16 protein-coding genes are annotated in these 16,493 nt (G+C 74.8%); 13 read left to right on the top strand and 3 right to left on the bottom strand.

All coding sequences use genetic code 11. From position 1 onward, the window contains the following. Positions 1-233 precede the first annotated feature (233 nt). Positions 234-1,724: a SulP family inorganic anion transporter gene (locus tag ACH5AR_RS17065; RefSeq protein ID WP_396302271.1), complete on the top strand. Its 1,491-nt coding sequence runs from the start codon at positions 234-236 to the stop codon at positions 1,722-1,724. 76 nt (positions 1,725-1,800) lie between these two features. Beyond that, a complete protein-coding gene (locus ACH5AR_RS17060) occupies positions 1,801-2,112 on the top strand; it encodes an MTH1187 family thiamine-binding protein (RefSeq protein WP_396302209.1) in 312 nt (103 codons plus the stop codon). Here the strand turns inward: ACH5AR_RS17060 and ACH5AR_RS17055 are convergent. Beyond that, positions 2,101-2,574 (bottom strand): DoxX family protein, encoded by a 474-nt coding sequence (locus tag ACH5AR_RS17055; RefSeq protein ID WP_396302208.1) that lies wholly within the window; start codon positions 2,572-2,574, stop codon positions 2,101-2,103. The two genes, ACH5AR_RS17060 and ACH5AR_RS17055, sit on opposite strands and share 12 nt — an antisense overlap. Before the next feature lie 154 nt (positions 2,575-2,728). Here ACH5AR_RS17055 and ACH5AR_RS17050 point away from each other — a divergent pair, with 154 nt between their 5' ends. The 3 genes from ACH5AR_RS17050 to ACH5AR_RS17040 all read left to right on the top strand — a co-directional run bounded on the left by ACH5AR_RS17050 (position 2,729) and on the right by ACH5AR_RS17040 (position 5,542). Beyond that, on the top strand, positions 2,729-3,307 hold the full coding sequence (locus ACH5AR_RS17050; RefSeq protein WP_396302207.1) for a TetR/AcrR family transcriptional regulator: 579 nt from the start codon (positions 2,729-2,731) through the stop codon (positions 3,305-3,307). A gap of 76 nt (positions 3,308-3,383) precedes the next feature. Then, positions 3,384-4,784, top strand: coding sequence for an MFS transporter (locus ACH5AR_RS17045; RefSeq protein WP_396302206.1), 1,401 nt, complete (start codon positions 3,384-3,386; stop codon positions 4,782-4,784). Beyond that, a complete protein-coding gene (locus ACH5AR_RS17040) occupies positions 4,781-5,542 on the top strand; it encodes an SDR family NAD(P)-dependent oxidoreductase (protein ID WP_396302205.1) in 762 nt (253 codons plus the stop codon). Before ACH5AR_RS17045 ends, ACH5AR_RS17040 begins: the two co-directional genes overlap by 4 nt. Positions 5,543-5,585: 43 nt before the next feature. Here ACH5AR_RS17040 and ACH5AR_RS17035 read toward each other — a convergent pair whose 3' ends face one another. After that, positions 5,586-6,272: an SMI1/KNR4 family protein gene (locus ACH5AR_RS17035; protein ID WP_396302204.1), complete on the bottom strand. Its 687-nt coding sequence runs from the start codon at positions 6,270-6,272 to the stop codon at positions 5,586-5,588. Positions 6,273-6,509: 237 nt separating this feature from the next. On the opposite strand from ACH5AR_RS17035, the gene ACH5AR_RS17030 reads away from it, so the two are divergent. From ACH5AR_RS17030 to ACH5AR_RS17020, 3 genes are read left to right on the top strand one after another with little or no spacing between them, the layout of a single operon-like run. Beyond that, entirely contained in the window at positions 6,510-7,448 is a 939-nt protein-coding gene (locus tag ACH5AR_RS17030; RefSeq protein WP_396302203.1) for a carbohydrate ABC transporter permease, read from the top strand. After that, positions 7,445-8,347 (top strand): carbohydrate ABC transporter permease, encoded by a 903-nt coding sequence (locus ACH5AR_RS17025; RefSeq protein ID WP_396302202.1) that lies wholly within the window; start codon positions 7,445-7,447, stop codon positions 8,345-8,347. The genes ACH5AR_RS17030 and ACH5AR_RS17025 overlap by 4 nt, the downstream gene beginning before the upstream one ends. Positions 8,348-8,397: 50 nt before the next feature. Next, complete coding sequence (locus ACH5AR_RS17020) at positions 8,398-9,792, top strand: ABC transporter substrate-binding protein (RefSeq protein ID WP_396302201.1); 1,395 nt, start codon at positions 8,398-8,400, stop codon at positions 9,790-9,792. A gap of 81 nt (positions 9,793-9,873) precedes the next feature. On the opposite strand, the gene ACH5AR_RS17015 is transcribed toward ACH5AR_RS17020, so the two are convergent. After that, positions 9,874-10,143 carry a helix-turn-helix domain-containing protein gene (locus tag ACH5AR_RS17015; protein WP_396302200.1) on the bottom strand — a complete coding sequence of 90 codons (270 nt, stop codon included), beginning with the start codon at positions 10,141-10,143 and terminating at the stop codon, positions 9,874-9,876. A gap of 98 nt (positions 10,144-10,241) precedes the next feature. Here ACH5AR_RS17015 and map point away from each other — a divergent pair, with 98 nt between their 5' ends. The 5 genes from map to ACH5AR_RS16990 all read left to right on the top strand — a co-directional run bounded on the left by map (position 10,242) and on the right by ACH5AR_RS16990 (position 16,418). Next, on the top strand, positions 10,242-11,009 hold the full coding sequence (gene map / locus ACH5AR_RS17010) for a type I methionyl aminopeptidase (protein ID WP_396302199.1): 768 nt from the start codon (positions 10,242-10,244) through the stop codon (positions 11,007-11,009). A gap of 453 nt (positions 11,010-11,462) precedes the next feature. Beyond that, complete coding sequence (locus tag ACH5AR_RS17005; protein WP_396302198.1) at positions 11,463-11,597, top strand: hypothetical protein; 135 nt, start codon at positions 11,463-11,465, stop codon at positions 11,595-11,597. A 205-nt stretch (positions 11,598-11,802) separates the two neighbouring features. After that, entirely contained in the window at positions 11,803-12,228 is a 426-nt protein-coding gene (locus tag ACH5AR_RS17000; protein ID WP_396302197.1) for an acyl-CoA thioesterase, read from the top strand. A gap of 139 nt (positions 12,229-12,367) precedes the next feature. Continuing rightward, the gene (locus tag ACH5AR_RS16995; protein ID WP_396302196.1) at positions 12,368-13,882 is read left to right on the top strand and encodes an alpha/beta hydrolase; all 1,515 of its coding nucleotides are present in this window, start codon (positions 12,368-12,370) and stop codon (positions 13,880-13,882) included. Between the two features lie 214 nt (positions 13,883-14,096). Then, positions 14,097-16,418 carry a transglycosylase domain-containing protein gene (locus tag ACH5AR_RS16990; protein ID WP_396302195.1) on the top strand — a complete coding sequence of 774 codons (2,322 nt, stop codon included), beginning with the start codon at positions 14,097-14,099 and terminating at the stop codon, positions 16,416-16,418. The last annotated feature ends 75 nt before the right edge of the window (positions 16,419-16,493 follow it).

Raw genomic sequence — 16,493 nt, 5'->3', positions numbered from 1 at the left:
CCGCTGCCGCCGCCCCGTCGCGGTCCCTTCCCCCCTCCTCCTGCGCCCGCCCCCGCCACGGCGCGCCCGCTGCGGCGGACGCGCGGAAGGAACGTCCCCATGCGCTGTTCCACCCCTGCCCGGTTCCCGGTGGTGACCTGGTGAACCCGCCGCCGAACCCGCCGCCCCACCGGAGCGACAGCCCGCCGGGCCGCCTGCGCAGGCTCGGCCCGCCGGGCCGGTCCCGCACCCCGGTGGCCGTCCTGCGCGCCGTCCCCTGGCGCCACGACCTGCCGGCCTCGCTGGTGGTGTTCCTGGTCGCCCTCCCGCTGTGCGTCGGTGTGGCCGTCGCGTCCGGCGTCCCGGCCGAACTCGGCCTGGTCACCGGCATCGTCGGCGGGCTGGTGGCCGGCCTGCTGCCCGGCAGCAGCCTCCAGGTCAGCGGCCCCGCCGCCGGCCTGACCGTCCTGGTCGCCGACGCCGTCCAGCGCTTCGGCGTCGGCGCGCTCGGCCCCCTGGTGCTCGGCGCCGGCCTGCTCCAGCTGGCGATGGGCGCCCTGCGGCTCGGCCGCTGGTTCCGGGCGATGTCCGCCTCGGTGGTGCACGGCATGCTGGCCGGCATCGGGCTGACCCTGGTGTTCGGCCAGCTCTACGCGCTCGCCGACCGCCGCGCCCCCGCCACCGGGCCCGAGAAGATCGCCGGACTGCCCGCGCTGCTCGGCGACGTGCTGACCGCCGCGGCCGCCCCGAGCGCGGTGGCCCTGGGCCTCGGCACCCTGCTGGTCCTGGTCGGCTGGACGTACCTGCCCGAGCGGGCCGCCCGCGCCGTCCCCGCCCCGCTGGCCGCCGTCGGCCTGGCGGCGGCCGTCACCGCGGCCGCCGACCTGCCGGTGGCCCGGGTCCGGGTGGCCGCGCTGCTCGACGTGGTGCACCTGCCCGACCGCGACGCCCTGGCCGCGCTGGCCGGCCCCGCCGGGATCGGCACGGTCGTCGCCTTCGCCCTGATCGCCTCCGCCGAGACGCTGTTCAGCGCCGCGGCCGTCGACCGGATGCACCACGGCCCGCGCACCGACTACGACCGCGAGCTCACCGCCCAGGGCGTCGGCAACACCGTCTGCGGGCTGCTCGGCGCGCTGCCGATGACCGCGGTGATCGTGCGCAGCGCGACCAACGTCCAGGCCGGCGCGCGCACCAGGGCCTCGCGGGTGCTGCACGGGGGCTGGCTGCTGCTGTTCACCGCGCTGCTGCCCGGCGCCCTCGGGCTCGTCCCGCTCACCGCGCTGGCCGCCGTGCTGGTGCACGCCGGGGCCAAGCTGGTGCCGGTGCGCCGGATCGTGGCACTCTGCCGCGGACACCTGGGCGAGGCGCTGGTGCTGGCCGTGACGGCGGTCGCGGTCATCGCCACCGACCTGTTCGAGGGGGTGCTGGTCGGTGTCGGCCTGGCGGTGGCCAAGTCGGCCTGGCAGACCTCGCAGCTGCAGATCGCGGTGGAGGAGCTGGTGCGGCCCGACGGGCCGCCGCTGCACCGGGTGCGGCTGAGCGGCAACGCCACCTTCCTGCGGCTGCCCCGGCTGCTGGACACCCTGGAGCGGCTCCCCGGGGACCGGCCGGTGGAGCTGGACTGGACGGGGCTGCGCCACCTGGACCACGCCTGCACGGTGGCGCTGGTCTCCTGGGCCGACCAGCACCGGGCGCGCTCCACCGCGCCGCTGGCGGTCGAACCGCCGCTGCCGGGCGTGGCCTGACGGCTAGCCTGGTCGCGGCCCGGGTGCCGAGCCCCGGGCCGCGACCAGTGCCGTTCGACGCAAGGAGCGCAGAGCCGTGATCGCAGCCTTTTCGGTGACCCCGCTGGGGATCGGCGAGGACGTGGGGGAGGCGGTGGCCGCCGCCGTCCGGGTGGTCCGGGACAGTGGCCTCCCGAACCGCACGGACGCGATGTTCACCAGCATCGAGGGGGAGTGGGACGAGGTGATGCCGGTGATCAGGGCGGCGATCGAGGCGGTGAAGGGCCACAGCGGCCGGGTCAGCACGGTCATCAAGATCGACGACCGTGCCGGGGTCACCGACGGCCTCACCGCCAAGGTCGCCTCGGTCGAGCGCCGCCTGGCCGCCGACGACCCGTCAGACCGCTGACGTCGGGCGGGCCGCCGGTTCGGCCGCCTCGGCCGCCGGGCGGCGGCCGAGCAGGCGGTCCACCGCGTACGGGCCGGAGCCGAGCACCGCGATGGCCAGGAAGGCCCAGCAGAACATCACCGAGGCCTCGCCCCCGTTCTGCAGCGGCAGCAGCGCCCGTTCCTGGTGGACGGTGAAGTAGGCGTAGGCCATCGAGCCGGAGCAGAGCAGCGCGGCCGCCCTGGTGCCGGCGCCGAGCAGCACCAGGGCGCCGCCGGCCAGCTGGATCAGCGCGGCCCACCAGCCGGGCCACTGGCCGAACGGCACGGTGCCGCCGCCCTTGGCGCCGCCGAGCACGCCGAACAGCGAGGCGGCGCCGTGGCAGGCGAAGAGCAGGCCGACGACGATCCGGAACGCCGTCAGCACCACGGGTCTGACGGCATCGACGGCCGGCCGCGGGCGGGTGGGTCGGTGTGCGGGCATGCGAAGCGCCTCCTGTGGGGGAAGGAGGTGGATGGGGGAGCGGTAAGGGTAGCCATGGTCTAGTCCAGTTGGCAATGCTCCGTCAGTTACGAGGTCTGGACCAATAGTTGGCCTTTCTTGACCGGTCGATCCAGAAAGGGCTACTGTTCCCGGCATGGCGCGAACGAAGGAATTCGACCCGGACGCTGCGCTGCAGGCGGCCCTGGAGCTGTTCTGGCAGCGCGGCTACGAGGCCACCTCGATGGCCGACCTGGTCGAGCGGCTCGGCATCGCCCGGGCCAGCCTCTACGCGACCTTCGGCAGCAAGCGCGAGCTGTACCTGCGGGCGCTGGAGCGCTACTGCGAGCAGAGCGACGCGGCGCGGCTGGACGAGCTGTCCCAGCCCGGTCCGGCGCTGTCGGCCGTCCGTCGGCTGGTCCTGCACTACGCGACGGCCGGCGAGCGGGAGCGCCGGTTCGGCTGCTTCGTCACCAACACGGCGGTGGAGCTCGCCCCGCACGACCCGGCCGCGTCCCGGCGGGTGGAAGCGAGCTTCGACCGCCTGGAGACGCTGCTCGCCGCCGCCCTGGCGCGGGCCGCCGCGCAGGGCGAGCTGCCCGCGGGCCGCGAGCCCCGGGCGCTCGCCCGGATGCTGGTGGTGCTGCTCCAGGGCATCCGGGTGGTGGGCAAGACCGCCGACGGCGCACCCCGGGCGCGGGACGCCGCCGAGCAGGCGCTGGCCTTGCTGGCCTGAGGCCCGACCGGCTCCGGTCGGCTTCGTGCTGCGCTTATTCTGGACCGAACGGTCTACATAGGGGGGAGGGTTTTACATGGCCGCCATCACTACCGGCCGGTACGGCTTCGCGCTGCTCGGTGTCGTCCAGGCGGTGCTGATCTTCACGATCATGATCCTGACCGTCCCGCTGCCGCTGGTGGCGCGGGAGTTCGGGCTCGGCCCGTCCGGGGTGCTGCTGCTCAGCGCCGCCTACGGGCTCTCCTTCAGCTCCCTGCTGCTGCTCGGCGGCAGGCTGACGGACCGGCACGGCGGGCGCCCGGTGCTCCGCGCCGGTCTGGTGCTGCTCGCCGCCGCCTCGATCGCCTGCGCCCTCGCGCCCGACTACCCCGTCCTGCTGGTGAGCCGCTTCGTGCAGGGCGCGGGCGCCGCCCTGACCGCCCCGGCGGCGGTCGCCGTGGTCCGGGTGCTGTTCCCCGGGCCGGCCGAGTACCGCCGGGCCATGGCCGCCTGGGGCGGGCTCTCGGTGCTCGGCGCGACCGCCGGCAGCGTGGTCTCGGGCGCGGTCGCCGCCGCCGTCTCCTGGCGCTGGCTGTTCGCGGTGCCCGTCCTGGTCGCGCTGACGGCGCTGGCCCGCTCCGCCGCGCTGCCCCCCGCCGCCCCCGCCGGTGCCCGCCCCGCCCTGGACCTGCCCGGCGCGCTGCTGGCCACCGGCGGTGTCTGCGCGGTGAGTTACGCCCTCGTGGCGGCCATCGAGCACGGCTGGCAGGCCCTCGGGACGTCCGGGCCGCTGGCCGCCGGACTCGCCCTGCTGCTCGCCTTCGCCGCCGTCGAGCGCCGCACCGCCGAGCCGCTGCTGCCGCCCGGCTTCCTCGCCGACCGGCGCCGCGCCACGGCGCTCGCCGCCGTCATGGCCACCGCCGCCGGCACCGCGCTCACCTTCGTCGTGCTCTCGCTCTACCTCCAGCAACTGCGCGGCTGGAGCGCCGCGGCCACCTCCGCCTCCTTCCTGCCGTACGCGGCCGTCCTGGTGCTCTCCGGCCGGCTGGCCGGGCCGCTGACCGCCCGGTACGGGCCGGCGGCGGTCACCGTGGGCGGCCTCGCCGCGGCCGCCGCCGGACTCGGCCTGCTGGCCGGCCTCGCCCCCGGCAGCGGGTACGCCGCCGGCCTGCTGCCCGGCCTGCTCCTGCTGCCGGCCGGCGCCGCCGCGGCCTTCGCCGGGGCGGCCGTGCTCGCCACCGCCGGGGTGCCGCCCGAGCGCACGGGGCTGGCCGCGGGGCTGTTCAACACGGCCATGGAGCTCGGCCCCACCGCCGGGCCGGCCGCCCTGATGGCGCTCGCCGCCACCCGCCCGACCGTCGTCGGCGGCTACGCCGCGGCCTTCGCCGCCGCTGCCGCGGGGCTGGCCCTCACCGCCGTCGCGGTCGCCGCGCTGTCCCGGACCACCGCTTTCAGCACACCCGAACCCACCATCCACACCGAGGAGTTCACCCCATGACCACGCGTTTCGCCGACAAGTCCGTCCTGGTCACCGGCAGCGGCAGCGGCATCGGCCGGGCCATCGCGCTCGCCTTCGCCCGGGAGGGCGCCCGGGTCGCGGTCGTCGGCCGCACCGCCGGTCCGCTCGCGCAGACCGTCGACCTGATCGAGCGGGCCGGCGGCAAGGCCGTCGCCCTCACCGGCGACATGACGGACGCCCGGGACGCCGCCCGGGTGGTCCGGGAGACCGTCGAGCGGTTCGGCGGCCTGGACGTGGCCGTCAACAACGCCGGGGTGTTCGGCGCGGCCGGCCCGGTCGCCGACATCGACGAGGCCGAGTGGCAGCGGGTGATCGGCGTCAACGTCACCGGCACCCTGCTCGCCATGCAGGCGCAGATCGCCCACCTGCGGGCCCACGGCGGCGGCGCGATCGTCAACGTCTCGTCCAACCTCGGCGCCCACCGGCGGCTCGCGGGCGTGGGGGCCTACGCCGCCAGCAAGGCCGCGGTCACCGTGCTGACCAGGGCCGCCGCCCTCGACCACATCGGCGAGGGCGTGCGGATCAACGCCGTGAGCCCCGGCGCGGTGGACACCCCGATGTCCAGCCGGCCGGGCGAGGACGCCGAGGCCAAGGCCGGGCGGATGAGGGCCGAGGTCCCGGTCGGCCGGGCCGGCACGACGCAGGAGGTGGCCGCCGCGGTGCTGTACCTGGCCTCGGACGAGGCGGGCTACACCGTCGGCAGCGACCTGGTGCTGGACGGCGGCTCCTCCGCCTGACCGGCCCTCCGCCCGGCCTCCCGTTCGCGGGAGGCCGGCCGGGCTACCCGTCCTGCCAGTCCCCGGGCACCGCCTCGTAGAGCGCGTCCAGCGCCTGCGGGGTGCGTGCCCGGGCCACCGTCCAGGCGTCCTCGACCACCCCGAGCAGCACCTCCGGGCCGCGGTACCAGCGGACGTCGCGGCCGAGGGCGGGCAACTCCTCCAGGCTGTCCGGCAGTTCCCCGTCCGGTTCGAGGGCGTCGGTCAGCTCGTGGTCCTCCAGCAGCTTCTCCATCATCGCCATCGCCGCGGCCGCCACCGAGAAGCGCTCCTCCCAGGGCTCCCACCGCTCCTGGGACTTGTCCGCGAGGTCCGGCCGGCCCACCGTCGGCGGGTCCGCCAGGCCGAGGTCCTCCAGCCGTACGCCCCAGTGCGCGCAGCCCTGGTTCTCCGCCCGGTACACCAGCGCGCCGTCCAGCACGTACAGCTCGTCCGGCGTCAGCAGCACGTCGTGGCTGCTGGTGAGGTCCGCCCGGCGGCCGAACAGCCGGTACGCCTCGCGCAGGGCCACCGGCAGCCGCAGGCCGAGGCGTCGCTCGGCCGCGTCCAGCTCCGCGTCCGTGAAGCCGTCGTCCGGCCCCAGCGGCTCGCCCCAGTAGGCGGCGAGGCCCCTGACGAGCGCCCAGGCCCCCGCGCGGGAGCGCACGCTTTCGGCCATTGCGGCCGGGATGTCGAATTCCGTTTCGTCCACCCGCGCACCGTACGCCACCCCCCTGACAGCGCGGCGGGCCGCGCGACCGCCCGTCCGCAGGCCGCCCGCGCCCCGTCCGCAGGCCGTCCTCCGCCCGTCCGGGCACGACCGGCCGGATCTGACGCGAACGCGTAATCCCGGCGACACCCGTTGATCACCACGGGGTTCCCACGCCGTCGTTCGGGCAGGACACGGTTTCGGCCGGAACCGACATCACGAAAGGCGGACGCGCGACACATGCCGACCGCACCGCACACCGGGCCCCTCCCGGGCCGCCCCCCACGAGCACGCCGAGGAGGGCGCTGGGGCGAACACGGGCTCGCCTGGGCCTTCCTGCTGCCCTCCCTGGTGGTCTTCGTCCTCTTCATCGGCTACCCGCTGGGACGGACCGTCTACCTGAGCGGGCACGCCAACGACCTCTTCGGCGCGCCCTCCCGCTACGTGGGGGCGAAGCACTACACCGACCTGTTCGCCTCGGCCGACTTCGGCCGCACCCTGGCCACCACGGCGCTGTTCACCCTGCTCACCGTGGTCCCCGGAGTGCTCGGCGCGTTGGTGCTGGTGCTGCTCCTGGAGAACCGGATCCGGGGCGTGCGACTGCTGCGCTCGGCCTTCGCGCTGCCGTTCGCGTTCTCGGTGGCCAGCGCCTCGGTGGTGTTCGCGGTGTTCTTCAACCCCGCCAGCGGGGTGCTCAACGGACTGCTCTCGCACGTCGGCCTCGGCCCGGTCGGCTGGCTGACCGACTCCCGGTACGCACTGCTCTCGGTGGCCGTCACCACGGTGTGGATGAACCTCGGCTACAACGTGCTGGTGCTCTCCGCGGGCATCGGCTCGATCCCGGGCGAGGTCGTCGAGGCGGCCCGCATCGACGGCGCCTCCGGCCTGCGGCTGGCCCGCTCGATCACCGTCCCGATGCTCGGCCCGAACCTGTTCTTCCTGACCGTCGTCTCCACCGTCCACGCGCTCCAGAGCTTCGGCCAGATCCACATCCTCACCAAGGGCGGGCCGGACGGCTCCACCCGGACCCTCGTCTACTCCGTCTACGAGAAGGCCTTCGCCTACGGCTCCAGCGACTTCGGCACCGCCAGTGCCCAGGCCGTGGTGCTGCTCGTGGTCGTCCTCGCCTGCACGGCCGTCCAGTTCGGCGTCCTGGAGCGGAAGGTGCACTACGCATGACCACCCTCGCCACCGGAGCCGAGGCGCCCGAGGTCTCGAAGGCGCCCCGCCCGCGCACCCGCGCCCTCGCCGGGCGCTCCGCGCGCGACCTGCTCGGCCGCGCCGCCGTCTACCTGCTGCTGGCCGCGGCCGTCGTCACCGTGGCCTTCCCGGTCTACTACGCCGTCGCCGGCGCCTTCATGGGCCCGTCCGAACTCTCCTCCTACCCGCCGGCCCTGGTGCCGCACTCGGTCACCGGGCGGAACTTCTCCGGCGCCGTGGACGCCATCCCCCTGGCCCGCCAGTACGCCAACTCGGCGATCGTGGCGACGGCCATCACCCTCGCCCAGCTGTTCACCTCGGTCCTCGCCGCGTACGCCTTCGTCTTCCTGCCGATGAAGGCCCGGGCCGTGGTGTTCGGGGTGTTCCTGGCCACGCTGATGGTTCCGTGGGAGGCCATCATCATCCCCAACTACCTGACGCTGTCCGGCTGGGGGCTCGGCAACACCTACTTCGGGCTGGTGCTGCCCTTCCTGGCCTCCGGCTTCGGCACCTTCATGCTGCGCCAGGCCTTCCGCCAGCTGCCCGGCGAGCTGCGCGACGCCGCCCGGATCGACGGGGCCGGCCACTGGCGCTTCCTGTGGCGGATCGTCGTCCCGCTGAACAAGCCGGCCCTCGCGGCGCTGTCGATCTACGTCTTCCTGTCGGCCTGGAACCAGTACTTCTGGCCGCTGATCATCACCCGCACGGCGCAGATGCAGACCCTCCAGATCGGTCTGACCTCGCTGCGCGACTCCGAGATGGCCGACCCCGGGCTCATCCTGGCCGGCGTCGTGCTCTCCCTGCTGCCCACCCTCGCCCTGGTGGTGTTCGGCCAGCGCTTCATCGTCCGCGGCCTCACCGCAGGCGCGGTCCGCTGACCCGTGCCCCGTCCACGTTCCCCGCTTTCCCGGATAGAGAGAGAACCCTCGTGAAGAAGAGTGCGCGCGCGCTCGCGGCCCTGCTGGTGGCCGGCCTGTCCCTGACCGCCTGCAGCTCCAGCGGTTCCGGCTCCGGCTCCGGCGGCTCCTCGGACGCCGGCGCGCCCGGCGCCCAGGCGCTCGACCAGGCCACCGGCGTCACCACCGTCGAGTTCTGGCACTCGATGACCGGCAAGAACGCCGAGGTGCTGGACGGGCTGGTCGGCCGGTTCAACGCCGCCCACCAGGGCAGGATCGCGGTCAAGGCGCAGTTCCAGGGCAAGTACGACGAGCTGGTCACCAAGTACAAGGCCGCGGTGCAGCAGAAGGGCACCCCCGCCCTGGCGCAGGTCTACGACATCGGCACCCGGTTCATGATCGACTCCAGGCAGACCGTCCCGGCCCAGGCCTTCGCCGACAAGGACGGCTACGCGCTGGACGACCTGGACCCCAACATCCGCAACTACTACTCCGTCGGCGGCAAGCTCCAGTCGATGCCGTTCAACTCCTCGATGCCGCTGCTCTACCTGAACACCGACGCCTTCAAGGAGGCCGGGCTCGACCCGGCCCAGGCGCCCAGGGACCTCGGCGAGCTGGGCGAGCTGGCCAAGAAGCTGACCAGGAAGGACGCCGACGGCAAGACCGTCCGGTACGGCTTCGGTGCCGCGATCTACGGCTGGTTCGTCGAGCAGCTGCTCGCCGAGTCCGGCAGCATGTACTGCGACAACGACAACGGCCGGGGCAACAAGGCCGGCAAGGTCGTCTTCGACTCCGCCCAGGGCGCCCAGATCGTCCAGTGGTGGGCCGACCTGGTCAAGGGCGGCTACGCGGCCAACACCGGCCGCACCACCGACGACGCCCAGGCCGCGTTCAAGGCCGGCACGGTCGCGATGCACCTGGAGTCCACCGGCGTGCTGCGCGGCTACACCGAGGCCGCCAAGTTCGGCGTCGGCACCGCGGCCTTCCCGAAGGTCACCGCCGCCGACCAGGGCGGCCCGGTGATCGGCGGCGCCTCGCTGTGGATCAGCGGCCCCGGGCACTCGGACGCCGAGAAGCGCGCCGCCTGGGAGTTCGAGAAGTTCGTCACCGCCCCCGAGCAGCAGGCCGTCTGGCACACCGGCACCGGCTACTTCCCGGTCAACACCAAGTCCCTGGACGACCCCAAGGACAAGGAGTGGGTGGCCAAGTACCCGCAGTTCCAGACCGCGATCGACCAGCTGAAGGCCACCAAGCCGACCCCGGCCACGGCCGGCTGCCTGCTCGGCGTGATGCCGCAGGCCCGCAAGGGCGTGGAGACCGCGATCGAGCAGACCATCGCGGGCACCAAGCCGGCCCAGCAGGCCCTGGCCGACGCGGCGAAGGAGCTCCAGCCCGCGATCGAGAGCTACAACAGCTCGGTCGGCTGAACCCGCTGACGCCGGGTCGTCCCACGGCGGCCCGCTCCGCGCACCGCGCGCGGGGCGGGCCGCCGTGCCGTGTCGTGGCGGCTACGCGGAGAGCGCCTCGTCGCCCTCCGGGGGCGCGCACGCGGCCGCCAGCTCGTCCAGGGACAGGCCCAGCGCGAAGGCCAGCGCCGCGATGGTGAAGAAGGACGGCGTCGGCGCGCGGCCGGTCTCGATCTTCCGCAGCGTCTCGGCCGAGACGCCGGCCACGGCCGCCACCTCGACCATGCTGCGCTCGCCGCGCGCCCCGCGCAGCAGCGCCCCGAAGCGCTCGCCGCGCTCGCGCTCCCACGGGGTCAGCGGAGTCCTCACCATGCCGACGAGTGTAGGCCCTCCCGCCGGCCGTCGGCCCGTACCCTGCGACCGTGATACAAATACCGGTATAAGAATTGGATCCAGGGGAGAGATGCACCATGGTCGAACTCAAGTCGGACGCCGCACTGGCCGCGATGCGCGAGGCCGGACGGGTGGTGGCGGACGCCCTCGCGGCCGTCCGGGAGCAGGCGGCGGTCGGCGTGAGCCTGCTGGAGCTGGACGAGGTGGCGCGGGGCGTGCTCAAGGCGGCCGGGGCCACCTCGCCGTTCCTCGGCTACCGCCCCTCCTTCGCGCCCGTCCCGTTCCCCGCCGTCATCTGCGCCTCGGTGAACGACGCCGTGGTGCACGGCATCCCGGGCGGCTACCGGCTGCGCGACGGCGACCTGGTGAGCATCGACTGCGGCGCCCTGCTGGACGGCTGGGCCGGGGACTCGGCGGTCAGCTTCACCGTGGGCACCGCCCGCCCCGAGGACACCGCCCTGATCGAGACCACCCGGCGCGCCCTCGAAGCGGGCATCGCCGCCGCCGTGGTGGGCAACCGGACCGGGGACATCGCCCACGCCATCGGCGCCGTCGCCCGCTCCGGCCGGTACGGCCTGCTGGACGGCTACGGTGGCCACGGCATCGGCCGCCGGATGCACGAGGACCCGCACGTGCCCAACGAGGGCCGCCCGGGCCGCGGTTACCCGCTGCGCCCGGGCCTGGTGCTGGCGATCGAACCGATGCTGCTGGCCGGCGGCCGCGACGACTACCGCACCGACCCGGACGGCTGGACCCTGCGCACCGTCGACGGCACCCGGGCCGCCCACGTCGAGCACACCGTCGCCGTCACCGAGGACGGCCCGCGCATCCTCACCCTGCCCTGACGGCGCAGGCCCCGGGCTCGGTCCCATGGCCGGAGGCGCGATGGTCGACTTCTCCGGCACCCTGTTCGGGGTCGTCTCCACCGCCGAGTGGCCGGCGGCGCACGCCGCCGCCACCGGCCCCGCCCTGCCCGCCGGGGAGGAGGCCGAACCGGTCGCCCGGCCGGAGGAGTTCGGCGCCCTGCCGGGCGGCGTGCCGCCGCGCCGCGTCCCCCCGGAGGTCCGGCCGGCCCGGGACACCGGGGACCGCACCCCCGCGCTGCACCGCGCCGCCTGCACCGCGCTCACCCGGGCCGCCGGGCCGCCCGCCGCCCTCGACATGGACGCCCTCGACGAGCCCCACCGGGCACCCGCGAACTCGCGGCCGTACCCGGACACCCCCGCCGTGCTGGGCGAGCTGCGCCGCCGGGGCGTGCCGGTCGCGGTGGTGAGCAGCATCGGCTGGGCCTGCCGCCGGTGTTCCGTGCCCACGGCCTGGCGGAGCTGGTCGACGTCTACGCGCTCTCCTGGGAGCTCGGCGCGCAGAAGCCCGACCGGGTGGTCTTCGAGCCGCCTGCGCGCGGCCCGGCCTGGCCCCGGCCGACGTCCTGACGGCCGGCGACGACCGCACCTGCGACGGCGGCGCGACCGCGCTCGGCTGCGGCGTCCACCACGTCGAGCCGCTGCCCGTCGACCGGCGCCCGGATGCCCTCACCCCGGTGCCGGCCGCCCTGCCGGGGTGAGCGGCCGGCGGCGCGGCCCCGGGTGACGCAGGACACGAGGTGGTGCCCCGGTGGCCCGGAGTACCGTGCGGGGCATGAGTGATCAGGACTTCACCACGCACCTCACCGTCCGCGGGTACGAGACCGACTCCCAGGGCCACCTCAACCAGTCGGTCTACCTCCAGTACGCCGAGCACGCCCGCTGGGAGTACCTCCGGGCGGCCGGGATCCGCCAGGCGGACCTGGTCGCCAAGGGCGTCGGCCCGGTGGTGCTGGAGACGACGGTCAAGTACCTGCGGGAGCTGCGCGCCGGTGACGCGGTGACGGTCAGCTGCTCGTTCGCCTGGCGGGACGGCAAGACCTTCCAGGTGGTGCAGCGGCTGGTCCGCGAGGACGGTGTGCTGGCCGCCGAGATCACCGGGGTCGGCGGGATCCTCGACCTGACGGAGCGCAGGCTCGTCGCCGACCCGCGCGAGCCGCTGCGGGCCCTGGCCGCCGATCCGGCCCTGCTCGGCCTCTGAACCGCCCCGCCCCACCCTCCGCGGAACCGGAGACCGCGACGGAAGCGGTCTCCACCCCGCCTCCCGGGGGCTTTCCCCACCCCCGGTCGGCCCGTTGCCCGGATGGGCCCAAGTCCCCTGCGGCAGCAGACTCCCGGGCATGACGAAAGCCACCCGCACCCGCACCGCCGCCCTCGCCGCGGCCGCCGCCCTCGCCGTCACCGCGCTGGGCGCGCTGCCCGCCGGCGCGGCCGGGGCCCCGCCGCCCGGGAGGGACGGCCTGGCCTGGGCCGCCTGCCCCGGCGCCCCGGCCGACAGCTCCCAGCGCTGCGCCGAGGTCACCGTCCCGCTGGACTACGCCGACCCGGACGGCGCCCGGATCACCCTCGCCGTCTCCCGGAGCGCCGCCGCCGAGCCGGGCCTGCGCCGGGGCGTCCTGCTGGCCGTCCCCGGCGGACCGGGCGGCTCCAGCCTCGACCTCGTCCACGGCATGGCGGGGCGCCTGCCGCAGTCCGTCCGCGACCGCTACGACGTGGTCGGCTTCGACCCGCGCGGCGTCGGCCGCTCCACCCCGGTCAGCTGCGGGCTCGACACCGGCGACCTGGTGATGTCCAAGGTGCGCCCCTGGCCGGCCGCCGACGGCTCGATCGACGGGAACCTGGCCACCGCCCGCCGCGTCGCCGAGGCCTGCGTCCGCAACGGCGGCCCGGTGCTGCGCAGCATCTCCACCGCCACCGAGGCCCGCGACATCGACAGCGTCCGCCGCGCCCTCGGCGAGCGCCGCGTCTCGCTCTGGGGCGTCTCGTACGGCACCTACGCGGGCTCGGTCTACGCCACGATGTTCCCCGAGCGCACCGACCGGGTCGTGCTGGACAGCAACGACGACCCGGACCCGACCCGGGTCGAGCGCGGCTGGCTGGACAACCTCGGCCGGGGCGTGGAGGACCGCTTCCCCGACTTCGCCGCGTGGGCCTCGGCGCCGGGCAACCCGCTCCGGCTCGCGGACACCGCCGAGGAGGTGCGCCCGCTCTTCCTCGACGTCGCGGCCCGCCTCGACCGGGCCCCGCTGCCCTGGGAGGGGGCCGACCCGGCGGAGCTGAACGGCAACGTGCTGCGCGAGGCCCTGCTGGAGGGCCTGTACGCGAAGGAGGCCGGGTTCGCGGGCGTCGCCCGGCTGGTGCTGGCCGGCCTCGGCCGCGGCGCGCTGCCCGCGCCGCCGAAGCCGACCGAGCAGGACCTGCGGAACGCGCAGAACACCCTCGCGGTGTCGGTCGGCACCCTGTGCAACGACGTCCGCTGGCCCACCGACCCGGCCGGCTACGCCGGGGCCGTCGCCGCGGACCGCGCCGCCCGTCCGCTGACCGCGGGCCTGCCGGTGAACGTGATGCCGTGCGCCTTCTGGCCGTTCGCGCCCGCCGAGCCGCCGGTGCGGGTCACCGGGCGCGGCCCGGCGAACGTGCTGCTCGCCCAGAACCTGCGCGACCCCGCGACCCCGTACTCCGGCGCGCTCGCGCTGCGGGCGGCGTTCGGCGAGCGCGCCCGGATGGTGACGGTGGATTCGGGCGGCCACGACGTGTACCGGGCCAACGGGAACGCCTGCGGCGACCGGGTGGTGACGGACTTCCTGACCACCGGCCGCCGCCCGGCCCGGGACGTCCTCTGCCCGGCGGAGTGACCGGCAGGCGCGGCGCGACCGGACGGGTGCGAACGGGCCGGGTGGCCGGGAGGTGAACACTGCGCGGGGGCAACGGGCCGTGGGCGAACGGCCCTTGTCCCTGCGTGTACGGCTGTTCGACCCTCGGGAATGAGTCGAATCCGTCGCGATTTTGTGACAATCCTTCGCCAACACCCGCTCCCCACCGCCTGTTCACGGCCGTAGTGTTCGATCTATGTCACCGAAGAGCCGCACCCCCGCCGCCTCGGACCCGGGCGACACCTGGGTGCCACGCCCCAGGCGCCGTGAGACCCCGCTCGGCATCCTGCGCCACGCGGCCGCCTTCCTCGGTTCCAGCGTGCTCGGCGGGGTGCTGCTGGCGGGGGTGGTCCTCCCGGCGGCCGGTGCGGTCGGGCTCGGGGCGAAGAGCGGCGCCGAGGGCTTCGAGAGCATCCCCGACGACTTCATGGCCCCGCCGCTGAGCCAGGCGACGCAGATCTTCGATGCCGACGGCGGCCTGATCGCCAAGGTGTACGAGCGCGACCGCACCGTCATATCCGCCGACCAGATGTCCCCGCTGATCCGCACCGCGCAGGTGGACATCGAGGACGCCCGCTTCTACGAGCACGGCGCCGTCGACCTCAAGGGCATCCTGCGCGCGATCACGAAGAACGCGGAGAGCGGCGCCACCGTGCAGGGCGCCTCCACGCTGACCCAGCAGTACGTGAAGAACGTCAACGTGGAGAAGGCCGGCGACGACGTCGACGCGGTGCGCGAGGCGCAGCGCAAGACGCTGGGCCGCAAGATCCAGGAACTGCGGTACGCCATCAAGCTGGAGGAGGACCTGACCAAGGAGCAGATCCTCACCAACTACCTCAACATCACGTTCTACGGCCACCAGGCGTACGGCATCCAGGCCGCCTCCCAGCGCTACTTCGGCAAGGACGCCAAGGACCTGAACCTGCCCGAGGCGGCGATGCTCGCGGGCCTGGTGCAGAACCCCTCCCAGTACGACCCGAAGCTGCACCCGGTGGCCGCCCAGAAGCGCCGCGACACCGTCATCGACAAGATGGTGGAGAACAGGCACATCACCGCGGACCAGGCCAGGGAGGCCAAGGCCGCCCCGCTCGGCCTGAACTACCGGGACCCGCAGAACGGTTGCATCACCGCCCAGGCCGGGATGGGCTTCTTCTGCGACTACGTCCGGCACGTGGTCAAGCAGGACCCGGCGTTCGGCAAGAGCGCGGGCGAGCGCAAGAAGCTGTGGGACACCGGCGGCCTGAACATCTACACCACGCTGGACCCGGGGAAGCAGGCCGCCGCCCAGCACGCCGTCTCCACCAAGGTGTACGTCACCGACCCGGTCTCGGCCGCGATGACGATGGTCGAGCCCGGCAGCGGCAAGATCCTCGCGATGGCGCAGACCCGCCCGTACGGCCTGGCCAAGGAGAAGAACGAGACCGTCGTCAACTACAACGTGGACGCGGCGATGGGCGGCGGCATCGGCTTCCAGCCCGGCTCCAACTTCAAGCCGATCGTGGCCGCCGCCGCCCTGGAGGCCGGCCTGCCGCCCACCCAGCGGTACGACTCGCCGAACCGGATGGACTGGCCGACGATGCGGACCTGCGACGGCACCTGGAAGAACCTCAGCAAGGGCAGGAAGGAGGGGACCATCCCCAACGAGAGCCCGAGCGAGGTCGGCCCGTACGAGCTCAAGCAGGCGATGGCGCTCTCCGTGAACACCTACTTCGTGCAGATGGAGCAGGAGATCGGCCTCTGCGCCGTCAAGCAGATGGCCAACAAGCTGGGCATGGAGGGCAAGGCCAACGGCGAGCCGCTCCAGGAGCTGCCCGCGCTCGGCCTCGGCACCCAGGAGGTCAGCCCGCTGACCATGGCCAACGTCTACGCGACCTTCGCGGCCCGGGGCACCTACTGCGCGCCGCTGGCGATCAACCGGATCACCACCGTGGCCGGCGCCGAGGTCCCGGTGCCGCAGGCCCGGTGCACCCCGGCGATGTCCGAGGACACCGCCGACGTGATCAACAGCGTGCTGCTCGGGGTGACGGAGAAGGGCGGTACCGCGCGGGACCTCGGGCTGGACGACGGCCGCCAGATCGCCGGCAAGACCGGGACGACGGACGAGAAGAAGTCGGCCTGGTTCACCGGCTACACGGGCAACCTGGCGGGCTCGGTCTGGCTGGGCAGCCCGGGCACCAAGGTGCCGATGCGCAACATCCGGATCGGCGGGAAGTACCAGGCCGAGGTCTTCGGCGCCACCGGCCCCGGGCCGATCTGGCAGCAGGCGATGAGCACCGCCGTCCGGAGCATGCCGGAGAAGCCGTTCGTCACCGTCCGCATCCCGGACCCGCCCCGGCGGGACGCCAACTGCGCCACCCCTGGCGGCCCGCCGGGCTCGGCCACCTGCACCGGTGCGCCCGCCACCGGGGGGCCGGGCGGCAACGGCAGGCCGCGCGACACCGGTCCGACCGGCCGCGGCGCGCCGTCCGTCCCGCCCGGCGCCACCGACCCCGGCGCCACCGAGCCGGGGGACCAGTGAGCCCGCGGCCCGGTGCGTCGGCGGACGGCGCCGGGCGGCGGCGGGGTCCTCGCCGGCCCGGCCCGGCCCGGCCCC

This window comes from Kitasatospora sp. NPDC018619 (assembly GCF_044391605.1).
GTDB lineage: Bacteria > Actinomycetota > Actinomycetes > Streptomycetales > Streptomycetaceae > Kitasatospora.
Note: the sequence above shows the minus strand (reverse complement) of the source record. Positions and strands in the feature narration are given on the sequence as shown.